This is a genomic window from Caballeronia sp. Lep1P3, from assembly GCF_022879595.1.
In the GTDB taxonomy this organism is placed as follows: domain Bacteria; phylum Pseudomonadota; class Gammaproteobacteria; order Burkholderiales; family Burkholderiaceae; genus Caballeronia.
Map to the genome: position 1 here is coordinate 617,014 of NZ_CP084265.1, position 20,717 is coordinate 637,730.

The window sequence follows — 20,717 nt, forward strand, 5'->3', positions numbered from 1 at the left end:
GAGAGGCAAAACATCTTGCCATATAATACCCCACGACTTTTTCAAGCGATCCTTGAGCTATCTGTTCGCGCTTGGCGCCAGGCGCCGACGACCGTGCCGCGTCATCGTTCGATCGAGTGTCGTCCTGCATAGCGACGGACCGTCAGGTTCACCAGGGCATCGACGCGGGCAACGACGCGCACAGTGACGCCGGCAAAGCGGCCGCTCATTCGGCGGCATCGAGCGCGCGCCACGCGAACGGGATCGAACCGCCACCCATACATGCCGCCACGACAGTTTCCCGTATCGAAGATCCAAGGCGACGCTCAGCCACGCCGACGGCGGCTCGTCGCCGCGCTGCTTTCCGTACCGGGCCTGATGCCCGCTTTCGCGCATGCGCAGCTCGCCGGTCCCGCCGCCGATGCGCAGCCGCTCGACGGCGCCGGCAGCCTGCGTCTCGCGCCGCAACTGCTCGAGCGTCCGCTGAAAAGCGGGCAGCAGCCCACGACCTTCCTTCTGGGCGACAAGGCCACCGGCACGTCCGACGAGGACAAGGCGGCGAAGGGCGCGGCGGAAGTGCGCCGCACGGTCACGGTCATCAAGGCCGACGCGCTCCATTACGATCAGGATACGGACATGGCCGATGCTTTCGGCAATGTCAGGCTCATCAACAACGGCATGACGTTCGTCGGGCCGGAAGCGCATCTGAAGGTGGATTCGAACGAAGGGTTCATGACGAACCCGAAGTACCACTTCAATCTGACGGGCGGCTCGGGCAGCGCGGAACGCATCGATCTCATCGACAACGAGCGCGGGCGCGTCGATCACGGCACGTACACCGCGTGCCAGTGCGAGAGCGATCCGGCGTGGTACATCAAGGGATCGTCGTTCGACTTCGATACCGGCTCGGAAGAGGGCATCGCGCACAACGGCGTGCTGTTCTTTCAGGGCGTGCCGGTGTTCGCGAGCCCGTGGCTTTCGTTTCCGCTCACGGGCGAACGTCGCAGCGGTCTTCTGCCGCCGACCTTCTCGCTCAGTTCGACGACCGGCTTCGAAATCACCGCGCCGTACTATTTCAACATCGCGCCGAACCGCGACCTGACCGTCACGCCGCGCATCATGTCGCGCCGCGGCGTGCTGGGCGAGGTGAATTACCGCTATCTTTCGCCGACGTATTCCGGCTCGTTCACGGCCGACTATTTGCCGAACGACCGCGAAACGCACACGAACCGCTACGCGATCTTCTGGCAGCACACGCAGAATCTCGGCGGCGGCTTCGGCGCTTACGTGAATTACAACAAGGTTTCCGACGACCAGTATCCGGAAGACCTGGGCAACGCGTCGAACCAGTTCCTGAACGGCACGCAACTGGTCTATCAGCAGGAAGCCGGGCTGACCTACAACAACGGGCCGTGGTCGGTGCTCGCCCGCGAGCAGCGCTGGCAGACGCTGCAGCCGTCCATTCCGCCGTATGCGCGCGAGCCGCAACTGAACGTTCAGTACAACAAGTACAACGTCAACGGCTTCGACTACGGCGCGGAAGCGGACTTCACGCGCTTCACGATCACGCAGGAAGGCGCGACCGACGGCCAGCGCATGTACTTCAACCCGTACCTGAGCTACGGGATCAATGCGCCGGGTTACTTCTTCACGCCGAAGGTGCAGTGGCACTTCGCGTCTTACGACCTGAGCCACATCGCGACCGGCCCGATCGCGGGACAACCGCTGACGCCGGCCGGACAGCCCAAGAATTTCACCGAGTCGATTCCGACGCTCACCCTCGATACGGGGCTCGTGTTCGACCGGTCGGTGCGCCTTTTCGGGCAGGACTATATCCAGACGCTCGAGCCGCGGCTCTATTACGTCTATACGCCGTATCGCAACCAGAATTTCGCGCCGATTTTCGATACCGCCGAAGCCGACTTCGGCCTCGCGGAAATCTATACGCCGAACACGTTCGTCGGCAACGACCGCATCGCGGACGCGAACCGCCTGACCGCCGGCCTGACGACGCGCTTCATCAATCCCGCGACGGGCGACGAGCGCGCGCGTTTCGTCATCGCGCAGCAGTACTATTTCACGAGCCAGCGCGTCACCATTTCGCAAGATCAGCCGATGAACGAGGCGAAGCACTCGGACCTGATCGCGGGCGCGGCGATCAAGCTGGGCGCTGGCTTCGCCTCGGAAACGGCGTTCCAATATAATGTCGACAACAACCAGCTCGTGCGCTCGAGCGTCGGCTTCTCGTTCAGTCCGTCCGACCGCAAGGTCATCAACGTCGGCTACCGGTACACGCGCTCGAACCAGACCACGCTCGTGAACGAGCCGATCAACCAGATTCTGGTGTCGGGCGAATGGCCGCTGACGAATCGCCTCTATGCCGTGGCGCGTGTCAATTATGATCTCGCGAGCCACCGGCTCGTCGACGGCCTCGTGGGGTTCCAGTACGATGCCGACTGCTGGGCGCTCGGCTTCGGCGCGCAGCGCTACGCCAACGGCGTGAACACGAGCGGTCAGCCTTCGTCCGGTACGCGCGTGCTCGCGCAGATCACGTTCAAGGGGTTGTCGAGGGTCGACAACGGTCTCGTCAGCGCGTTCCGGGCAAGCGTGCAGGGCTACCAGCCTCCGCCGCCGGCAGCGCCGCCGCTTGCTCGCTTCAGCGACTACGAGTGACGGCGATGAGCCTTCGCGCGCAGGCATCCGCTAACCAGACGTAGACAGGCGAAGCGCGTCGCCGCGCGCCTGAGCACGTGCAGCACACGATTGATCCAGTGTGGAATTGATGGAGTATCTGTGGCAAACATGAAACTGTTTCGATCGACGGCGATTGCCGCGGGTGCGCTCGCAGCGGCGCTGATCGTGAGTTCGCCGGCCGGTGCGCAGGCGTTGTCGAGTCGCAATGCGCAGGTTGCGGATTCCGTCGTCGCGGTGGTCAACGACGGCGTCATCACGCAGCGCGAACTGGAAGAGCGCACGAGCCTCGTCGCGCAGCGGCTCAAGCAGCAGAACGCGCCCGTGCCGCCCGTCGAACAGATGCGCCAGCAGGTGCTCGACCAGATGGTGCTCGAGCGCATCCAGTTGCAGAAGGCGAAAGACGACGGCATCGTGATCGACGACGCCGCGGTCAACCGCACCCTGCAACGCCTCGCGCAGCAGAACCAGATGACGCTCGACGTCTACCGCGCGCGCATCGAGGCGCAAGGCGTGCCGTGGTCCACCTTCGTGCACGACGCGCGCACCGAACTCACGCTCTCGAAGCTGCGCGAGAAGGAAGTGGACAGCAAAGTCACCGTGTCCGACGGCGAAGTGGCGAACTACATCGCGAGCCAGCGCGGTCCCGGCGCGCGCAACGCGAGCGATCTGCACTTGCAGCACATCATGTTCAAGGTCGCGTCCGATGCGCCCGAGGCGCAGGTCGCCGCGGTGCAGGCCAAAGCCGACGCCGTGCTGAAGCAGGCTCAGGCCGGCGACGACTTCGCCAAGCTCGCGAAGCAGAACTCGCAGGACACCGACGCGGGCAAGGGCGGCGATCTCGGCTTTCGCGCGCCGGGCACGCTGCCGGCGGGCATCGTTTCGGCGGTGTCGGCGCTGCGTCCGGGTCAGGTCGTGCCGACGCTCCTGCGCACCGATGGCGGCTTCGAGATCGTGAAGCTCGTCGAGCGCCGCGCGAGCGAAGGCACCGCAGCGGACGCGCCCAAGCTCGTGCAGACGCATGTGCGCCATATCTTGCTGCGCGTGTCGGACGGCATGTCCGAGGCGAGCGCGCGCCAGAAACTGCTCGACATCAAGCAGCAAGTCGCGGCGGGCGGCGATTTCGCGAACTTCGCGCGCACGTATTCGCAGGACGGCTCGGCGTCGCAGGGCGGCGATCTCGGCTGGATCAGCCCCGGCGAGACCGTGCCCGAGTTCGAGCGCGCGATGAACAATCTGCAGGACGGCGCGGTCAGCGAACCCGTGCGCAGCGAATACGGCTATCACCTGATTCAGGTGCTCGGCCGGCGCGAGGCGGAAGGTTCGGCGACGCAGCAGCTCGACATCGCGCGTCAGGCCATCGGCCAGCGCAAGGCGGAGCAGGCGTACTCGGACTGGCTGCGCGAACTGCGCGACACCGCTTACGTGCAGTACAAGGGCATCGCTGCGCAAGAGGCGCAGCAGTAAGCGCCGATGACCACCGCCGCGCGTCCTGACCTGCCGCTCGCCGTCGCCATCACGACGGGCGAACCGGCGGGCGTCGGTCCGGAACTGACGGCGGCGGCGCTTCGCGAGGCGCACACGCGCTGGCCCGGCGTGCGCTTCACCGTGCTCGGCGACCGCGCGTTGCTGCAAGCGCGGGCGCTTTCCGGCTGGCCTTCCAGCGGCGATTCGATTCACATCGAACATCACGCGCTCGCCGCGCCCGCCGAGGCCGGCAAGCTGAACGCGGCGAACGGGCGCTATGTGCTCGGCCTGCTCGATGCCGCCATCGACGGCGCCGTCGCGGGGCGTTTCGACGCCATCGTCACCGCGCCGCTGCAAAAGAGCACGATCAACGATGCCGGCGTCCCGTTCACCGGCCACACCGAATATTTGGCCGAACGCACGCATACGCCGCGCGTCGTGATGATGCTCGCGGGCACCGGCGAGCGTCCGCTGCGCGTCGCGCTCGCGACGACGCATCTGCCGCTGAAAGACGTATCGGCGGCACTGAGCATCGACGGGCTCGTGGAAACGCTGCGCATCATCGATCACGACTTGCGCGCGCACTTCGGCCTTGCCGCGCCGCGCGTTCTCGTGACCGGCCTCAATCCGCACGCGGGCGAAAACGGCTATCTGGGCCGCGAGGAAATCGACGTGATCGCGCCCGCGCTCGAACGCGCCCGCGCGCTCGACATCGACGCGCCGGGTCCGTATCCCGCCGACACGCTTTTTCAGCCGCGCTATCTGAAAGACGCCGATTGCGTGCTCGCCATGTTCCACGATCAGGGCTTGCCCGTGCTGAAATACGCGACGTTCGGCGAAGGCATCAACGTGACGCTCGGCTTGCCGATCATCCGCACTTCGGTCGATCACGGCACCGCGCTCGATCTCGCCGGCACCGGCCGCGCGGACGCGGGCAGCATGATCGCCGCCATCGACGCCGCCGTGACCATGGCGCGCCACAAACGCAGCGCCTGACTGCATCCATCGAATACGTATGTCTACCAGACACCAGGGCCATCTGGCGCGCAAGCGCTTCGGGCAGAACTTCCTCGTCGATCAGGGCGTGATCGATTCCATCGTCGATGCCATCGGGCCGAAGCGCGGCGAGCGCATGGTCGAGATCGGGCCGGGACTCGCCGCGCTCACCGAGCCGCTGATCGCGCGCGTCGCCACGCCGGATTCGCCGCTGCATGCGGTCGAACTGGACCGCGATCTGATCGGCCGGCTGGAGAAGCGCTTCGGCGACCGGCTCGTCGTGCATTCGTCCGATGCGCTTGAATTCGACTTCGGCGCGCTCGCAACCGACGCCGACAAGCCGACGCTGCGCATCGTCGGCAATCTTCCGTACAACATTTCGAGCCCGCTGCTGTTTCATCTCACGGCGTTCGCGCCGAAAGTGATCGACCAGCATTTCATGCTTCAGGACGAAGTGGTCGAACGGATGATCGCGGAGCCGGCGAGCAAGGATTACGGGCGCTTGTCCGTGATGCTGCAATACCGCTATGTGATGGACAAGCTCATCGACGTGCCGCCCGATTCGTTCAATCCGCCGCCGAAGGTGAATTCCGCCATCGTCCGCATGATTCCGTTCGCGCCGCATGAATTGCCGGACGTGAGCGAAACCGTGCTGAGCGATGTCGTCAAGGCCGCGTTCGCGCAGCGTCGCAAAGTCTTGCGCAACAATCTGGCCGCGTATCGCGACAAGATCGACTTCGATGCGCTCGGTTTCGATCTCTCGCGCCGCGCCGAAGAAGTGCCAGTCGCGGAGTTCGTTGGACTCGCGCAGGCTGTCGCGCGTGCTTAGGTGCGTCTTCGGATGCGTTCATTGGCATAGCGCCTCGCACGTATCGGCGGCGAGCCGGTTCATCAGCCGTTCGAGCCGCATGCGCTGATCGCGCTGCAAACCGCGTGTCGCGCTGACCTGCTGCACGCGCTTGCGCCAGTACGTTTGCCCGAAGAGCGAATTCGCGCCTTCAGCCGACAACACGCGCTCCAGATGCACGATCGCGGCGTCGACGTTATGCGCGGTATAGGGACTCGTCATCGGTATGCCTCCGTTCGTTTCGACGTCCGCCGATTCTGCGTGCGCTTCGGGACATTCCGCGTCTCTTGCGCCGCACGCGCCGCTTCCGTTCAAAAGGACGCGAAGTGTCCCGATCGCGTGGCAGCATCGACGTTCGGATTCACGACGAAGCGCGGCCACTCATCCATAGGAGACAGCACCATGCGCTTCATTCACGCGGCTGACATCCATCTCGACAGCCCGCTGCACGGCCTATCCGCCTACGCCGACGCGCCCGCCGATATGCTGCGCAACGCCACGCGCGAGGCGTTTTCGAAGCTCGTGTCGATTGCCATCGACGAGCACGTCGACTTCATGGTCATCGCGGGCGATCTCTACGACGGCACCTGGCGCGACCACAACACCGGCATCTTCTTCTGCCGCGAGATGGGACGCCTGCGTCGCGCGGGCATTCCGGTCTACGTGCTGTACGGCAATCACGACGCCGAGAGCGAAATGACGAGCCAGCTTCAATTGCCGGACAACGTCCACACGTTCTCGACGAAGAAGCCGCAGACCTTTCGCATCGACGCGCTCAAGGTCGCGCTGCACGGCCACAGCTTCAAGGACAAGGCCGTGACGACGAATCTCGTCACCGCGTATCCGCCGCCCGTGGACGGCTATTTCAATATCGGCGTGCTGCACACGGCGCTCGAAGGCGCGTCCATGCACGCGAGCTACGCGCCGTGCACCGTCGCCGAACTGCACGCGCGCGAGTATCGCTATTGGGCTCTCGGTCACGTTCACGAATTCGCGATGTGGGGCGACGCATCGACCATCGTGTTTCCCGGCAATCTGCAGGGGCGCAATATCCGCGAGACGGGCAGGCGCGGCGCGGTGCTCGTGAACGTGTCCGAGTCCGACGAAGTGAGCGTCGAGCGGCTGTTCATCGATGTGCTGCGCTGGGAATCCGTCATCGTCGATGCCTCCGATCTCGCCACGCTCGACGAAGTCGCGCGCGCGACCGGGCGTGCGCTCGAACAACTCGTCGATAGCGCCGAGCGGCCGGTGCCGCATGCGGTGCGCGTGACGATCACCGGCGCGACGAAGGCGCACGGCGAACTCTTCGCGCATGCAACGCAACTGCGCGCGGAAGTGCTCGCGCAGATCGCCGCGATCAGCCACGACCGCCTGTGGCTCGAAAAGGTGAAAGTCTCGACGCAGCCCATCGCGCGCCAACTGGCCGAACCGCGCCTCGCCGACGGCGCCGACGCGCTCGCCGATCTTCACGGTCTTCTGATCGAAGCCGAATCCGATCCCGAATTTCTCGCGATGCTCAAGGAACGCCTCATCACGCTCGCGACGCAAGCGCCGAGCGAATTGCAGAAGTCCGTGCCCGAACTCGAATACGTGCGCGAGGGTGATCTCGCGAAGCTCGTCGCTGACGTGCGCTCGGGCCTGATCGCGCAACTCGCGGACGCGGAGTAACGCATGCGCATCAGCCAGCTCGACCTCATCCGATACGGAAAATTCACGGATCACGCCGTCGAATTTCCGCAAGCGGAGCACGATTTTCACTTCGTCGTCGGACCGAACGAGGCGGGGAAATCGACGATCAAGACCGCGATCGCCGAACTTCTCTTCGGCATGCCGCATAGTTCGCCGCTCGCGTTCGCGCATCCGCAAAGCGAGCTGCGCGTCGGCGGGACGCTTATGAAGGACGGCGCGCGCCTCGCGTTTCATCGCACGAAGAGCCGCAAGTCGCCGCTCGTCACGCCCGCCGGCGACGCGCTCGCCGCCGACGCGCTCGCGCCTTTTCTCGGCACGGCGGACAAGAGCTTCTTCGAGCAGATGTACTGCCTCGACCACACCGCGCTGATTCGCGGCGGCCAAAGCATTCTCGACGCATCGAGCGATGTCGGACAGGTGCTGTTTCAGTCGGCGGCGGGCATCGCGAGTCTGGGCGAAGTGCGCCAGCGTCTCGCCGACGAAGCCGACGCGCTCTGGGCGAGGCGCAAGTCCGGCGAGCGCGCGTACTACATCGGCCTGAAGCAATACGAGGACGCGAGCGCCGAACTCAAGGCCGCGAGCGTGCGCACCGCGCAGTGGCGCCGCGCGCACGGCGCGGTGGAGGAGGCGCAGGAGCGCAGCCGCGAACAGGAAGCGCGCCGCGCGGAACTCGAAACGAAGCGCGCGAAGCTGGAGCGCATCCGGCGCGTGGCGCCTTATCTCAACGTGTGGCGCGAGAAGGCCGCGCAACTCGACGAACTGCGCGCGTCGTGGGAATCGGGCGATGGCGTCGAACTGCCCGCGAACGCCGAAGCGACGTTGCAAAGCGCGCTGACGCGCCTCGCATCGGCGCAGACCGCGTTTCAACTGCACGCGGGCACGGTCGCGCAGTTGCAGAAGGACTTGAGCGCGATCCGCATCGACGAGGCCGTATTCGCGGTCGAAGCCGACATTCGCGCGCTCGAAGCCACGCGCCACCGATGCGCGAATCACGCGGACGAAATCGCGCGCCTCGAGCAGGAAGTCGCCGCGCGCGTGCAGCACATCGCGCTGGACTGCGCGCAACTCGGCTGGCCGCAGGACGAAGCCGGCGCGCGCCGGACGCTGCCGGGACCGCTCGCGTTGCAGACGGTGTCGAGCCTCATGCTCGAACGCGGCGAACTGGAACTCGCGGTGCGCAACGCCGAGCGGGCGGCGCAAGAAGGCGCGGAGCACATCGAAACGCTGAAGGCGCGTCTCGACGGAATCGCGAACGCGCAGGTCGCGCCCGGCCTGCGCGCGGCGTTGCGTGCGGCGCAGAAGTCTCGCGATACGAGCGCAACGCAGCGCCGCCTCGACGATGCGCGCCGCGAAGCCGAGCATGCGCTCGAAGCGGGAATGGCATCGCTTGGCAAGTGGGCGCGGCCGCTCGCGGAACTCAGGGCGATGACGCTGCCCGCCGCCGAGCGCATCGCTGCGTTGCGCGACGAAAGGCAAACGCTCGCGTCGCGGCTCGTGCTCGCGGGCGATCGTCTCGCGGAGGCGAACGAAGCGCTGCACGCCGCGCAAACGCAACTCGGCGACTTCGTGCAGACGCACGATGTCGTCACGGCGGCCGATGTGCGCGACGCACGCGACGCGCGCGACGCCGCATGGCGCGTCATCCGGTCGGGCGAAGCGCCGTTCGCGCAGAGCGCGCCGCAATTCGAAAACGCGATGCACGCGGCGGACGACCTCGCGAACCGTCAGCTCGGCTCGGTCGGTCAGGCGACGCAGCTCGTCACGTTGAAGCGGCGCGTTGCGGCGGAAGAGGAAGCGCTCGCGCGTCGCGAGGAAGCCGAGCGCGATGCGGCGGCGGCGCTCGAACGGTTCGACGCGGCGTGGCGCGCGCTGGCCGCGCAATCGCAGATCGCGGACATGGCGCTAGACGACGTTTCGTCGTGGCTCGCGCGCCGTGAACACGCGCTGGCTGCGTCGCATACGCTCGACAAGCACAGCGAGGAACTCGCGCGCGAATCCGCCGACGCCGACGCACGCCGCGACGAACTCGCCCGGCAACTCGCGCTCGCGGGCGTTCCCGCCGATGCGCTCGCCGCCGTCGACACGCTATGCGACATCGCGGAAGGCTATATCGGCGGCATCGACGAAGCGGTGGTCACGCGTCGCCATGTGAGCGAGCAACTCGACGCGGCGCGTACCGAGCGCATCGCGCGTCAGGGCGCGGCGAAGGCCGCGCGCGAGGCGTTCGAGCGCTGGCAGCAAGCGTGGTCGGCGGCGGTTGCGAAGGCGAGGCTCGCGGTCGCGGCGGACTCGCAATCGGCGGCGGAAACGGCCATCGGCATCGCGAAGAAAGTCGGCGAGCGGCTCGCGCAGATCGACGCCATTCGCGGCGGCCAGATCGATGTCATGCGCGCGTCGCTGGCATCGCTGGAATCGAACGCGGCGCGGCTCGCCGCGCACATCGACAGCGCGATCTCCGCGCTCGATGCGAGCGGCATTTCGGTCGAATTGTCGTCGCGGCTCGAAAGCGCGTGCGCGGCGCGCGGCGAGGCCGAGCGCATCCGCAAGGAACTGGCGAGCGCGAACGAACAGGCGAGCGCCGCGAAAGCCGCAGTCGAGGAAGCGCGCGCGAGCTTGCAGCCGCTTTATGAACTCGCGCGCGTCGATACGCCGGATGCGCTCGCGGCACGCATCGCGCAGTCGCAGAAGAAGCGCGAGCTGAACGCGGCCGTGAACGAGGCGCGCGACGCGTTCATCAAGGGCGGCGACGGACTCGCACTCGACGCGCTCATCGCGGAAGTGGACGGCGCGGACATCGCGGGCGTGCAGGCAGAGCTTTCGCTGCTGAGCGGCGCGCTCAACGATTCCGTGCATGCGTCGACCGCGCTCGCCGCCGAACTCGATGCGGCGCGCCGCGAACTCGACGCCATTTCCGGCGAGGCCAACGCCGCGCGCGCCGAAGCGAGGCGTCAGGAAGCGCTGTCCGTCATGGCCGATGCCGCCGAGCGCTTCGTCAAAGTGGAGACGGCATCGACGCTGCTGAAATGGGCGATCGACCGTTATCGCGAACGCCGCCAGGGACCGATGCTCTCACGCGCGAGCACGATCTTCTCGGAACTGACGCTCGGCGCGTTCTCGCGGCTCGTCGTGGATTACGACCGTCAGCCGATGGCGCTCGCGGCCGTTCGCGCGGCGAGCGGCGAGCATGTGGAAATCGGCGGCATGAGCGAGGGCACGCGCGATCAGCTCTATCTCGCGCTGCGGCTCGCGGCGCTCGAGGAGCACGGCGAGAAGGCCTCGACGCTGCCGTTCGTCGCGGACGATCTCTTCATCAATTTCGACGATGGCCGCGCCCGCGCCGGCCTGCGCGTGCTTGCGCACGTCGCGAAGCGCACGCAAGTCATCTTCCTGAGCCACCACGACCATCTCGTCGGCATGGTGCGCGACGTGTTCGGGCCGCAGGTCAACGTGCGTTACATGGCCTGAAGCGCGCGATCGAGGCGCAGGAGCGTCTCCTTCGCGCCGCTCGCGATGCCGACGCCGGCGTTGGGCGCGATCGCATGCTCGCGCGGATTGATGCGAATGACGCGCGGCCCGTGGCGCTCGCTGAAGCGGCGCACCGTCGGCAAGGCGCGGCCCGCGCCAAGCTCCACGACCACGAGCCGCTGCACGCCGCCGAGCCATGCGGCAAGCGCGCGCTCCTGACGCGCCGAGCGTGTATCGATCCAGTTCCAGTCGCCGAACATGAGGATGTTGGGCCGCGCGATTCGCCCGCAATTCGGGCAGAGCGGCAGGTCGCTCACGAGTTCGCAGCGGCTTTCATCGACGATGGGCTCGAAGCCGTCCGCCGGCCAGATGTCGTTCGTGCAGGCGTCGGTGCATTGGATCGCGCCAATTGCGCCGTGGCATTCCGCGACGCCGCCGGGCGCGAACCCCGCGCGCTGGAACTGGCCGTCGACGTTGCTCGTGAACACGAACGCGCCGTGCGGCATGCGCGCGGCCCAGCGCTGCAGCACACGAAAACCTTCGTGCGGCTGTGTCGCCCGGTACAGCGCCAGCCGATGCCCGTAAAAGCCCCACGCGAGCCGCGGATGCGCCACGAAGCCTTGCGGATTGGCCATGTCCTCGAACGAAAAGCCGAGATGCCGCAGCGCCGGGTACGCGCGCCAGAAGCCTTCCGGTCGGCGAAAATCCGGCAGGCCGGAATCGACGCCCATGCCCGCGCCCGCCGTGACGAGCAGGCCGTCGGCGTCGCGCAGCCACGCGGCGGCCTGTTCGACGAAGGCTTCGTCGTTCATGCGGCGTCTCCCGTCTTGCGATAGCGGTTCGCGAGCTTCAGATAATCCTGCGCGAATTCGTCGCGCAACGCTTGCGGCGCGAGAATTTCGACGCCCGCGCCCAGCGCGCGCAGCCACCAGCGCAGCTTGAGACTCGGCGTGACGGTGCCCGAGACTTTCATGCGGCCGTCGGGCAGCGTGCCGATTTGCTGATCCTTCGACATCGGCGATTCGCGCAACTGATTGCCCGCGCTGCCTTCGAACGCGAGTTCCAGGCGCACGGCGGGTTCCGGCAGGAAGTCGAACGCCTGCTGCGTTTCGATGTACTTGCGCAGCTTGAAATCGTCCGGATACGTGAAGGACTCGCCGGATTCCGTCACCGAACGAATCCGGTCCAGCCGATACAGCGCGCGCGCCGACTGCGCCGACTCGCTTTCGCCTTCGCCGGCGCCCGCACGCGGTGCGCGGCGCGGGTCCTGCGCGACCATATACATGACGCCCGCCGATTCCACGAGCGCGAGCGGCCAGAGGCGCTTCGGCTCCTTGCGCTCGCCGCTTTCCGTCTTGTAGGCCGCGCGGTATTGCACGAGCAGCTCGCGCTCGAAAAACGTCGCGGTGGCGACGGTCTGGAATATGTCCGGGCGCAGCTTCGGGCGGATGAGCGTGAACGCGCCATCGACGGAATCGATCTTGTCGGCCCACGCGCGATAGATGCGGCTGTCCGCCTTCTCCTGCGACAGCCGCGCTTCGGCGGCCTTGAAAAGCGGATCGATGTCCTTCGTCACCGCGTTGGGCAGTTTATTGCCCGCGAACCGCTGGAGAATGTGAAACGCGACCGCCTCCGACGCGCTCATCAGCCCGACGCCTTCCTGCAGGCCGTGCAGCCACGGCTTGCGCTGCCAGAGCAGTTCACGTCCGTTGATCGTCGAGATGACGCGCGAATCGGCTTCGAGCGCGCTCAAGTGGCGCTGCACCTTTTTCGTATAGCCGACGCGATGCCCGCGCTCTTCCAGCCGCCGGCGCACTTCGGGCGTGGAGAGCCACGCGACGGCGTCGCGTTCGGTGGGCAGCACGCGGAGAATGGCTTCGTCGAGGCTGGAGGTCATGGCATCGGAGCGGGCGGGAATACGCGCCGATTATACGGACGACCCGGACATAATCTGTCCTGGTGGCGCATTGCGGGTGCGGGCAAGGCATCGCGCGCGGGACCGATCGCACGATGTATCGTCATATGGACGCGCGGCGCCCGCCCCCTAGAAACGAGGGGTGTGACCGGGGGGGGGGCGTGCCTATGATGGTCCGGTGCCGATTCGCACGGCGTGGTGACGACAACCCAAGGAGAACATATGACGCGCAAAGTGGTGGTGGCGGGCGTGGGCATGGTGCCGTTCAGAAAGCCCGGCGCCAGCGAGACTTACGACGTGATGGGCGCGCAGGCCGCGCGCCTCGCGCTCGACGACGCGCGCGTCGCTTACGAGGCGGTCCAGCAGGCATACGCCTGTTTCGTCTACGGCGATTCCACGGCGGGCCAGCGCGCGCTCTATCACGTCGGCATGACCGGCCTGCCGATCTTCAACGTGAACAACAACTGTTCCACCGGCTCGACGGGGCTGTTCCTCGCGCGGCAAGCCATCGAATCCGGCGCGATCGACGTCGCGCTCGTCGTCGGCTTCGAGCAGATGAACCCCGGCGCGCTCGGCAGCTACTTCAACGACCGGCCGCTGCCATCGGAGCTTTTTCTCGCGCAGTGCGACAGGCTCGGCGTGCCGGTGGACATTCCGCCCGCGCTGCGCATCTTCGGCGGGGCCGGGTTGGAGCACATGAAACGCTTCGACACGCCGGTCGAATCGTTCGCGAAGATCCGCGCGAAAGCGAGCCGGCACGCGGCGAACAACCCGCTCGCGGTGTTCCGCAAAGTGGTGAGCGCCGAAGAGGTGATGGCGGACCAGCTTCTGTGGCCTGGCGTGATGACGCGCCTGATGGCATGCCCGCCGACCTGCGGCGCGGCGGCGGCCGTCCTCTGCAGCGACGACTACGCCCGGCGCCACGGCCTCGACACGCGCGTGTGGATTGCCGCGCAGGCGCTCACGACCGACCGCCCGGAATCGCTTTCCGGCGACGACATGCGCTACGTCGCGGGTTACGGCATGTCGCGGGATGCGGCGCGTCAGGTGTACGAAGCATCGGGGATCGGCGCGGAAGACGTCGACGTGATCGAACTGCACGACTGCTTCGCGCACAACGAACTCATCACCTACGAGGCGCTCGGCCTGTGTCCGGAAGGCGGCGCGGCGAAGTTCATCGACGACGGCGACAACACCTACGGCGGGCGCTACGTGGTGAATCCGTCGGGCGGGCTGCTGTCGAAGGGGCATCCGCTCGGCGCAACGGGACTCGCACAATGCACCGAGCTCGTTCAGCAATTGCGCGGCGCGGCCGGCGAACGTCAGGTGCCCGATGCGCGTGTCGCGCTTCAGCACAACGTCGGGATCGGCGGCGCGTGTGTCGTCACGATGTATCGCAACTAAGCGGAGCGTTCGATGGATTTTCGACCCGATGCGGACCTGGCCGCGTTCCGCGCGCAAGTCCGTGCATTCCTGCGCGAAAGCCTGCCGGCCGATCTCGCGAACAAGCCCGTCGGCAGCGTGCGTTCGATGCGCGCCGATCTCGTGCGCTGGCAGCGCATCCTGAACCAGCGAGGCTGGGGCGCGCCGTACTGGGCGAAGGAGCACGGCGGCACCGGCTGGTCGGTGATGCAGCGCCTCGTTTTCGACGAGGAATGCGTGGCCGCCGGCGCGCCGACGCAGGACGGCTTCGCGCAGAAGCTGCTCGGGCCGGTACTCAATGCATTCGGTTCGGTGCGGCAGCAGGCCGAACACCGGCCGCTCATCCTCAACGGCGAGCGTCTGTGGTGCCAGGGGTTTTCCGAACCGGGCTCAGGTTCGGATCTGGCGTCGCTCTCCACGCGCGCGGAGCGCGACGGCGATCACTACGTCGTGAACGGCCAGAAGATCTGGACGAGCTACGCGCATGAATCCGACTGGATCTTCCTGCTCGTGCGCACCGACGCGGGCGCGAAGAAGCAGGCGGGCATCAGCTTTCTGCTCGTCGACATGGCGACGCCCGGCATCACCGTGCGCCCGATCCGCAGCATCGACGATTGCCATCACCTCAACGAGACGTTCTTCGACAACGTGCGCGTGCCGGTCGCGAACCGCGTCGGCGAGGAAGGCGAGGGCTGGAAGATCACCAAGTTTCTGCTCAACAACGAGCACGCGTCGGCGGCGGAATTGCCGCTGCTCAGGCGCTTCATCGCGCAGATCAGGACGCTGGCTTCGAGCGAACGCGCGGGCGGCAAGGCGCTGATCGAGCTGCCCGAGTTCGCGATGAAGCTCGCGCGCTTCGAGGCCGAAGTGAGCGCGATCGCCGCGATGGTCCAGCGCGTCGCCGCCCTGGAACACGACCATAGCCCCGCCGCGCACGCGCTCGGATCGATCCTCAAGGTGCGCGGGACCGAGTTGCAGCAGCGCCTGTCGGAATTCATCGTCGATGCGCTCGGCGATTACGGCGCGGTCGCGTATCCGGAGCCGCACGACGCCGGGTTCGGCCAGCCGATGCCGCATCAGGACATCGCGCGCGGCATGGCCAACGAGATGTTCTTCCGGCGCGCGTCCACGATCTACGGCGGAACGAGCGAAGTGCAGCGCGGCATCATCGCGAAGATGCTGTTCCAACTCTGAGTGGCCTGACATGAACTTCAAACTGGATTCGGAGCAGCAACTGCTGCAGGACAGCGTGCGCCGCTTCGTCGACAAGGAATGCGCCTTCGAAACGCGCGCGGCGCAGCTCGAAAGCGGTCCGTCCTGCGAGCCGAAGCACTGGCGGACCTTCGCGGACAACGGCTGGCTCGCCGCCGCGTTGCCCGAAGCGGTTGGCGGACTCGGCGGCTCGGTGATCGACACGGCGCTGATCGCGCAGGCATTCGGCCGTGCGCTCGTGCTCGATCCTTTCCTCGGCTGCGCGGTGCTGGGCGCGCAGACGCTCGTGGCGGCCGCGACGCCCGCGCAGCTCGATCATTACGTGCCGCAACTCGCCGACGGCTCGCTGCGCCTCGCGCTCGCGTACAGCGAAGCGCAATCGCGCGGCTTTCCCGAGCCGGTCGGAACGCGCGCGACGCGCACCGCCGACGGCTATCGGCTGCGCGGCACGAAAACGCTCGCCATCGGCGCGGCGGGCGCGAACGCGTTCATCGTGTCGGCGCTTACGGGCGATGACGAGCCGCTCACGCTCTTTCTCGTCGGCGCGTCGAGCGCGGGCGTGACGTGCCGCGACCTGCCGTTGCACGACGGAAGCCGGGCGGCGGAAATCGTGCTCGACAACGTTCTCGTGCGCGAAGACGCCGTGCTCGGCGCGGAAGGCCACGGACTGCCCGCGCTGCGGCATGGACTCGCGCACGGCACCGCCGCGCTGTGCGCCGAACTGGTCGGCGGGATGGAGAAGGCCATCGAGTTGTCCGCCGACTATCTGAAGATGCGCAAGCAGTTCGGCGTGCCGATCGGCAGCTTTCAGGCGTTGCAGCATCGCATGGCGGACATGGCGGCTGAAATGGAAATCGCCCGGTCGATGCTTTACGCGCTCTTCGCGTCGCTCGAAAACGACGACGCCCGCACACGCGAGCGCGCGGTATCGCAGGCGAAATCGCTGATTGGCCGCGCGGCGAAGTTCGTCTGCGCGCAGGCGATTCAGCTTCACGGCGGCATCGGCATGACCGAGGAGTACGCGGTCGGCCATTACTACAAGCGCGCGGTCGTCGCGGACGTCCTGTTCGGCAGCAGCGACCGTCACGATGCGGCCTGCGCCGCGCAACTGCAACAGGACCTGCTGCAAGGAGACACGACAGCATGAGAACTTTCGACAGAATCGCGGAACTGGAAGCGCTCGTGGGCGAAGGCATCGGCACGAGCGACTGGCTCACGATCGACCAGTCGCGCGTGAATCTGTTCGCGGACGCGACGGGCGACCATCAATGGATCCACGTCGACGTCGAGCGCGCGAAGGCCGGCCCGTTCGGCGGCACCATCGCGCATGGCTTCCTGACGCTGAGCCTCATGCCCGCGTTTCTCGCGACGGCCTTTCAGATTCGCGAGACGAAAAGCGGCCTCAACTACGGCCTCGACAAGGTGCGGTTCATCGCGCCCGTGAAGGTCGGCACGCGCGTGCGGGCGCATTTCAGGCTGCTTGCGTGGGACGCCATCGGCAAGGGCGGCGCGCAGCTGAAAGTGGAAATGACCGTGGAATGCGAAGGATCGGACAAGCCCGCGTGCCTCGCGGAATCGATCATCCGGCTCTTTCCCTGAGTTTGCTTTCTCGACAATTGAACTGGAGTGTGAAGCATGAGTATTCGTTTCGATGGCAAAGTCGCGATCGTCACCGGCGCGGGCGCGGGCCTTGGCCGCGCGCATGCGCTTGCGTTCGCGGCACGCGGCGCGAAAGTGGTCGTCAATGACTTCGGCGGCGCGCGCGACGGCAGCGGCGGTTCGTCGGACGCGGCCCTCGCCGTGGTCGACGAAATTCGCAAGGCGGGCGGCGCGGCCATTGCCGATGGTGCGAACGTCGCGGACTTCGCCCAGGTACAGGCGATGGTGCGCCGCGCCGTGGCCGAGTTCGGGCGCGTGGACATCCTCGTGAACAACGCGGGCATACTGCGCGACAAGAGCTTCGCGAAGCTGGAAATGGCCGATATCGAAGCCGTTCTCGACGTTCACCTGATGGGCGCGATCAACTGCTCGAAGGCCGTGTGGGACATCATGCGCGAACAGGGTTACGGGCGCATCGTGATGACGACTTCGTCGTCGGGCATGTACGGCAACTTCGGCCAGGCCAACTACGGCGCGGCGAAGATGGCGGTGATCGGCCTGATGAACGCGCTGACGACCGAAGGCAAGAAGAACAACATCAAGGTCAACACGATCGCGCCCGTCGCCGCGACGCGCATGACCGCCGACATCCTTCCCGAGGCCATGCTCGCGCGCATTCAGCCGGAGCGCGTCACGCCGGCCGTGCTGTTCCTCGCGAGCGACGACGCGCCGTCGAAGACGATCATCGCGGCAGGCGGCGGCGCGTTCGCTGCGGCGACCGTGGTGGAAACCGCGCCGGTGTTGCTGCCCGAAGCCGACGTGACGCCCGAAGGCGTGGCGGCGCACTTCGGCGAGATCGCGAACTGGAGCACGGCGCAGGCTTACGAGGAGTCGGGCCATCAGGTCGGCGCATTCCTGAAGCTGGTCTGCGGCTGATCCGGCTGATCCTGCTGATCCTGCTGATCCCGCTGATCCCAATAGCGCGAGACAGAGACCAAAAGAGCGCGCCCGGCAGAACCGGGCGCGCTTTTTCGTTTCCGCGATTGAAAGCTGCGGTCTAGCCGAGACTGCGCGCGATGATGAGCTTCTGAATATGGCTCGTCCCTTCGTAGATCTTGCAGATTCGCACGTCGCGCAGATAGCGCTCGACCGGGAAGTCGGTGAGATAGCCGTAGCCGCCGTGAATCTGCAGCGCGTCCGAGCAGACCTTTTCGGCCATCTCGCTTGCATGGAGCTTCGCGATGGACGCTTCCTTCACGCAGTCAATGGCCGCATCGCGCAGACGGGCGGCGTGCAGGCAGTACTGGTACGTGATATCGACCTGGGCGGCCATGTCCGCGAGATCGAACGCCACGCCTTGCAACCTGGCGATGGGCGCGCCGTAGGCTTCGCGCTCGTTCGCGTAGCGAATCGCGGCGTCGAGCGCCGCGCGCGCCACGCCCGCCGCGATGAACGCAATGCCGATGCGCCCATCCGACAAACCGCCCATGACGGTGCGATACCCGTCGCCTTCGCCGCCGAGCAGGTTCCCCGCCGGCACGCGGTAATTGTCCAGCGTGATCTGCGCGGTGTGCGCCGTGTGCTGGCCGAGCTTGCTCTCGATGCGCGTGATCTCGTAGCCGGGCTGTCGCGGATCGACGATGAACGTGCTCGCGCCGCGCTTGCCCGCGCGCTTGTCGGTCATCGCATAGACGACGCCCACGCCCGCTTCGCTGCCGTTCGAGATGAACTGCTTCGCGCCGTTGAGCACGTAGTGGTCGCCGTCGCGGTGCGCAGTGGCGCGCAAGGCGGCGGTGTCCGAGCCGGCTTGCGGTTCCGTGAGCAGGAATGCGCCAATCGATTCGCCGCGCGCCATCGCGGGAAGAAAGCGGCGTTTCTGCTCCTCGGTGCCGTTCTCCGCAATCGTGAGCGCCGTGAAATTGTGGACGTGGTTGATGGTCGCGAGGCCGGCATCGGCGGCGGCGATCTCGTGTTGAGCGAGGCAGAAGTCGAGCACGCCGGCTCCGGTGCCGCCGTATTCCTCCGGAATGAGCATGCCGAGATAGCCGAGGTCCGCGAGCGCCCTCAATTCGTCGCGCGGCCACGCCGATTCGCGGTCGCGCGCGGCTGCCGTCGGCGCGACGATCTCGCTCGTGACGCGGCGCGCGGAGTCGCGAATCAGACGCTGCTCTTCGGTCAGGAAAAAGTCGGATGAAGCGGTCATCGTGCGTGTCCCTTGTTTGCGGTGATGGAGTTGGGGCAGGGCGCCCAGTCGCGCAGCACCGCTTCCGTGTGTTCGCCGCGGCGAGGAATCGCGCCGGGCGCCTGTGCGGGCGTTGCGGAAAAGCGCGGCGCGGCAGTCGGCTGCAAGATGCCGTGTTCGCGCGAATAGACGCCGCGCGCGCGCATGTGCGGGTGTGACGCCGCTTCGTCCGGGGTCAGCACCGGGGCGAAACAGACATCGGTGCCTTCGAGCAGGCGGCACCACTCGTCGCGGCTGCGGGTCGCGAAGATGCCCGCAAGACGCTCGCGCAGCGCGGGCCAGTTTTCCGGGTCGTAGGGGCGGTCGAAGGCGGGATCGTCGGCGAGGCCGAGCTTTTCGCGCAATAGCCGGTAGAACTTGGGTTCGAGCGCGCCGACCGAGACATACGCGCCGTCCGCGCAGCGATACGTGTGGTACCAGTGCGGGCCGTCGAGCAGGCTCTTGCCGCGCGCGGCCACCATCTGCTGCGACGCCTGCAACGCGAGCAGCAGGCTCGTCATGTGCGCGCTTCCATCGACGATGGCGGCGTCGATCACCTGTCCCTCGCCGGTGGCGCACGCGTGCACGACACCCGCGAGAATGCCGACGGCGAGATACATCGCGCCGCCGCCCACGTCGCCGACGAGACTCGGCGGGCTGACCGGCGCGCTGCCGGGCTCGCCCGCGTACCAGAGCGCGCCCGAGAGCGCGACGTAGTTCAGATCGTGCCCGGCTGCGTGAGCGAGCGGTCCGTGCTGGCCCCAGCCGGTCATGCGTCCGTAGACGAGGCGCCGGTTGCGCGCGAGGCATACGTCGGGGCCGAGGCCGAGCCGCTCCATCACGCCGGGGCGCATGCCTTCGATGAGCGCGTCGCAACGCTCGACGAGCCCGAGCACGGTCGCGACGCCCTCGGGCGATTTGAGATCGACGGCGATCGATCGCTTGCCGCGATTGGCAATCTGCGCATCGCCGAGATCGAGCGCGTCGGCGGCGGCCTCGACGCGATCGACCACGACGACATCCGCGCCGAGGTCCGCGAGCAGCATGCCGCAGAACGGCCCCGGCCCGATGCCGGCGATCTCCAGCACGCGCAGTCCCGCGAGCGGCCCGCGCCTTTTCGCCGTGATAGCGGTCGTCGCTGTCATGGCTGTCTCCCTGTGATTGTCTGCGGGCCATGATAGTGAGCGGCCCGCGCACGCACGCCCCCTCGTCGA

16 protein-coding genes are annotated in these 20,717 nt (G+C 66.9%); 11 read left to right on the top strand and 5 right to left on the bottom strand.

All coding sequences use genetic code 11. The features are described from left to right. The first annotated feature begins 261 nt into the window (after positions 1–261). The 4 genes from LDZ27_RS02905 (at position 262) to rsmA (ending at position 5,962) form a co-directional block, all read left to right on the top strand. Positions 262–2,652 (top strand): LPS-assembly protein LptD, encoded by a 2,391-nt coding sequence (locus LDZ27_RS02905; RefSeq protein ID WP_244815246.1) that lies wholly within the window; start codon positions 262–264, stop codon positions 2,650–2,652. 120 nt (positions 2,653–2,772) lie between these two features. After that, entirely contained in the window at positions 2,773–4,137 is a 1,365-nt protein-coding gene (locus LDZ27_RS02910) for a peptidylprolyl isomerase (protein WP_370653351.1), read from the top strand. A gap of 6 nt (positions 4,138–4,143) precedes the next feature. Continuing rightward, complete coding sequence (gene pdxA, locus LDZ27_RS02915; protein WP_244815248.1) at positions 4,144–5,133, top strand: 4-hydroxythreonine-4-phosphate dehydrogenase PdxA; 990 nt, start codon at positions 4,144–4,146, stop codon at positions 5,131–5,133. Between the two features lie 19 nt (positions 5,134–5,152). Further along, a complete protein-coding gene (rsmA, locus tag LDZ27_RS02920) occupies positions 5,153–5,962 on the top strand; it encodes a 16S rRNA (adenine(1518)-N(6)/adenine(1519)-N(6))-dimethyltransferase RsmA (RefSeq protein WP_244815249.1) in 810 nt (269 codons plus the stop codon). Positions 5,963–5,980: 18 nt separating this feature from the next. Here rsmA and LDZ27_RS02925 read toward each other — a convergent pair whose 3' ends face one another. Beyond that, positions 5,981–6,202: a hypothetical protein gene (locus LDZ27_RS02925; protein WP_244815250.1), complete on the bottom strand. Its 222-nt coding sequence runs from the start codon at positions 6,200–6,202 to the stop codon at positions 5,981–5,983. Between the two features lie 180 nt (positions 6,203–6,382). On the opposite strand from LDZ27_RS02925, the gene LDZ27_RS02930 reads away from it, so the two are divergent. Next, positions 6,383–7,648 (top strand): DNA repair exonuclease, encoded by a 1,266-nt coding sequence (locus LDZ27_RS02930; RefSeq protein WP_244815251.1) that lies wholly within the window; start codon positions 6,383–6,385, stop codon positions 7,646–7,648. A gap of 3 nt (positions 7,649–7,651) precedes the next feature. After that, the gene (locus tag LDZ27_RS02935; RefSeq protein ID WP_244815252.1) at positions 7,652–11,134 is read left to right on the top strand and encodes a YhaN family protein; all 3,483 of its coding nucleotides are present in this window, start codon (positions 7,652–7,654) and stop codon (positions 11,132–11,134) included. Here the strand turns inward: LDZ27_RS02935 and LDZ27_RS02940 are convergent. Together LDZ27_RS02940 and LDZ27_RS02945 are read right to left on the bottom strand one after the other, a co-directional pair. Further along, complete coding sequence (locus tag LDZ27_RS02940) at positions 11,122–11,946, bottom strand: Sir2 family NAD-dependent protein deacetylase (RefSeq protein WP_244815253.1); 825 nt, start codon at positions 11,944–11,946, stop codon at positions 11,122–11,124. The two genes, LDZ27_RS02935 and LDZ27_RS02940, sit on opposite strands and share 13 nt — an antisense overlap. After that, a complete protein-coding gene (locus LDZ27_RS02945) occupies positions 11,943–13,031 on the bottom strand; it encodes a YafY family protein (RefSeq protein ID WP_244815254.1) in 1,089 nt (362 codons plus the stop codon). Before LDZ27_RS02945 ends, LDZ27_RS02940 begins: the two co-directional genes overlap by 4 nt. Positions 13,032–13,271: 240 nt before the next feature. On the opposite strand from LDZ27_RS02945, the gene LDZ27_RS02950 reads away from it, so the two are divergent. From LDZ27_RS02950 to LDZ27_RS02970, 5 genes are read left to right on the top strand one after another with little or no spacing between them, the layout of a single operon-like run. Further along, positions 13,272–14,453: a lipid-transfer protein gene (locus LDZ27_RS02950; protein ID WP_244815255.1), complete on the top strand. Its 1,182-nt coding sequence runs from the start codon at positions 13,272–13,274 to the stop codon at positions 14,451–14,453. A gap of 12 nt (positions 14,454–14,465) precedes the next feature. Then, positions 14,466–15,665, top strand: coding sequence for an acyl-CoA dehydrogenase family protein (locus LDZ27_RS02955; RefSeq protein WP_244815256.1), 1,200 nt, complete (start codon positions 14,466–14,468; stop codon positions 15,663–15,665). Between the two features lie 10 nt (positions 15,666–15,675). Continuing rightward, positions 15,676–16,830: an acyl-CoA dehydrogenase family protein gene (locus LDZ27_RS02960; RefSeq protein ID WP_244815257.1), complete on the top strand. Its 1,155-nt coding sequence runs from the start codon at positions 15,676–15,678 to the stop codon at positions 16,828–16,830. After that, positions 16,827–17,282: a MaoC family dehydratase gene (locus tag LDZ27_RS02965; RefSeq protein ID WP_244815258.1), complete on the top strand. Its 456-nt coding sequence runs from the start codon at positions 16,827–16,829 to the stop codon at positions 17,280–17,282. Before LDZ27_RS02960 ends, LDZ27_RS02965 begins: the two co-directional genes overlap by 4 nt. A 36-nt stretch (positions 17,283–17,318) precedes the next feature. Beyond that, positions 17,319–18,218, top strand: coding sequence for an SDR family NAD(P)-dependent oxidoreductase (locus tag LDZ27_RS02970; RefSeq protein ID WP_244815259.1), 900 nt, complete (start codon positions 17,319–17,321; stop codon positions 18,216–18,218). Between the two features lie 121 nt (positions 18,219–18,339). Here the strand turns inward: LDZ27_RS02970 and LDZ27_RS02975 are convergent, their stop codons facing one another. Further along, positions 18,340–19,485 carry an acyl-CoA dehydrogenase family protein gene (locus tag LDZ27_RS02975; RefSeq protein WP_244815260.1) on the bottom strand — a complete coding sequence of 382 codons (1,146 nt, stop codon included), beginning with the start codon at positions 19,483–19,485 and terminating at the stop codon, positions 18,340–18,342. Next, positions 19,482–20,648 (bottom strand): CaiB/BaiF CoA-transferase family protein, encoded by a 1,167-nt coding sequence (locus LDZ27_RS02980; RefSeq protein ID WP_244815261.1) that lies wholly within the window; start codon positions 20,646–20,648, stop codon positions 19,482–19,484. Before LDZ27_RS02980 ends, LDZ27_RS02975 begins: the two co-directional genes overlap by 4 nt. Between the last annotated feature and the right edge of the window lie 69 nt (positions 20,649–20,717).

What these genes read in the sequence shown, in the direction of transcription:
- LDZ27_RS02905 (WP_244815246.1), top strand. Translation starts at nt 262, where the DNA reads ATGCCGCCACGACAGTTTCCCGTATCGAAGATCCAAGGCGACGCTCAG.
- pdxA (WP_244815248.1), top strand. Translation starts at nt 4,144, where the DNA reads ATGACCACCGCCGCGCGTCCTGACCTGCCGCTCGCCGTCGCCATCACG.
- rsmA (WP_244815249.1), top strand. Translation starts at nt 5,153, where the DNA reads ATGTCTACCAGACACCAGGGCCATCTGGCGCGCAAGCGCTTCGGGCAG.
- LDZ27_RS02925 (WP_244815250.1), bottom strand. Translation starts at nt 6,202, where the DNA reads ATGACGAGTCCCTATACCGCGCATAACGTCGACGCCGCGATCGTGCAT.
- LDZ27_RS02930 (WP_244815251.1), top strand. Translation starts at nt 6,383, where the DNA reads ATGCGCTTCATTCACGCGGCTGACATCCATCTCGACAGCCCGCTGCAC.
- LDZ27_RS02935 (WP_244815252.1), top strand. Translation starts at nt 7,652, where the DNA reads ATGCGCATCAGCCAGCTCGACCTCATCCGATACGGAAAATTCACGGAT.
- LDZ27_RS02940 (WP_244815253.1), bottom strand. Translation starts at nt 11,946, where the DNA reads ATGAACGACGAAGCCTTCGTCGAACAGGCCGCCGCGTGGCTGCGCGAC.
- LDZ27_RS02945 (WP_244815254.1), bottom strand. Translation starts at nt 13,031, where the DNA reads ATGACCTCCAGCCTCGACGAAGCCATTCTCCGCGTGCTGCCCACCGAA.
- LDZ27_RS02950 (WP_244815255.1), top strand. Translation starts at nt 13,272, where the DNA reads ATGACGCGCAAAGTGGTGGTGGCGGGCGTGGGCATGGTGCCGTTCAGA.
- LDZ27_RS02955 (WP_244815256.1), top strand. Translation starts at nt 14,466, where the DNA reads ATGGATTTTCGACCCGATGCGGACCTGGCCGCGTTCCGCGCGCAAGTC.
- LDZ27_RS02960 (WP_244815257.1), top strand. Translation starts at nt 15,676, where the DNA reads ATGAACTTCAAACTGGATTCGGAGCAGCAACTGCTGCAGGACAGCGTG.
- LDZ27_RS02965 (WP_244815258.1), top strand. Translation starts at nt 16,827, where the DNA reads ATGAGAACTTTCGACAGAATCGCGGAACTGGAAGCGCTCGTGGGCGAA.
- LDZ27_RS02970 (WP_244815259.1), top strand. Translation starts at nt 17,319, where the DNA reads ATGAGTATTCGTTTCGATGGCAAAGTCGCGATCGTCACCGGCGCGGGC.
- LDZ27_RS02975 (WP_244815260.1), bottom strand. Translation starts at nt 19,485, where the DNA reads ATGACCGCTTCATCCGACTTTTTCCTGACCGAAGAGCAGCGTCTGATT.
- LDZ27_RS02980 (WP_244815261.1), bottom strand. Translation starts at nt 20,648, where the DNA reads ATGACAGCGACGACCGCTATCACGGCGAAAAGGCGCGGGCCGCTCGCG.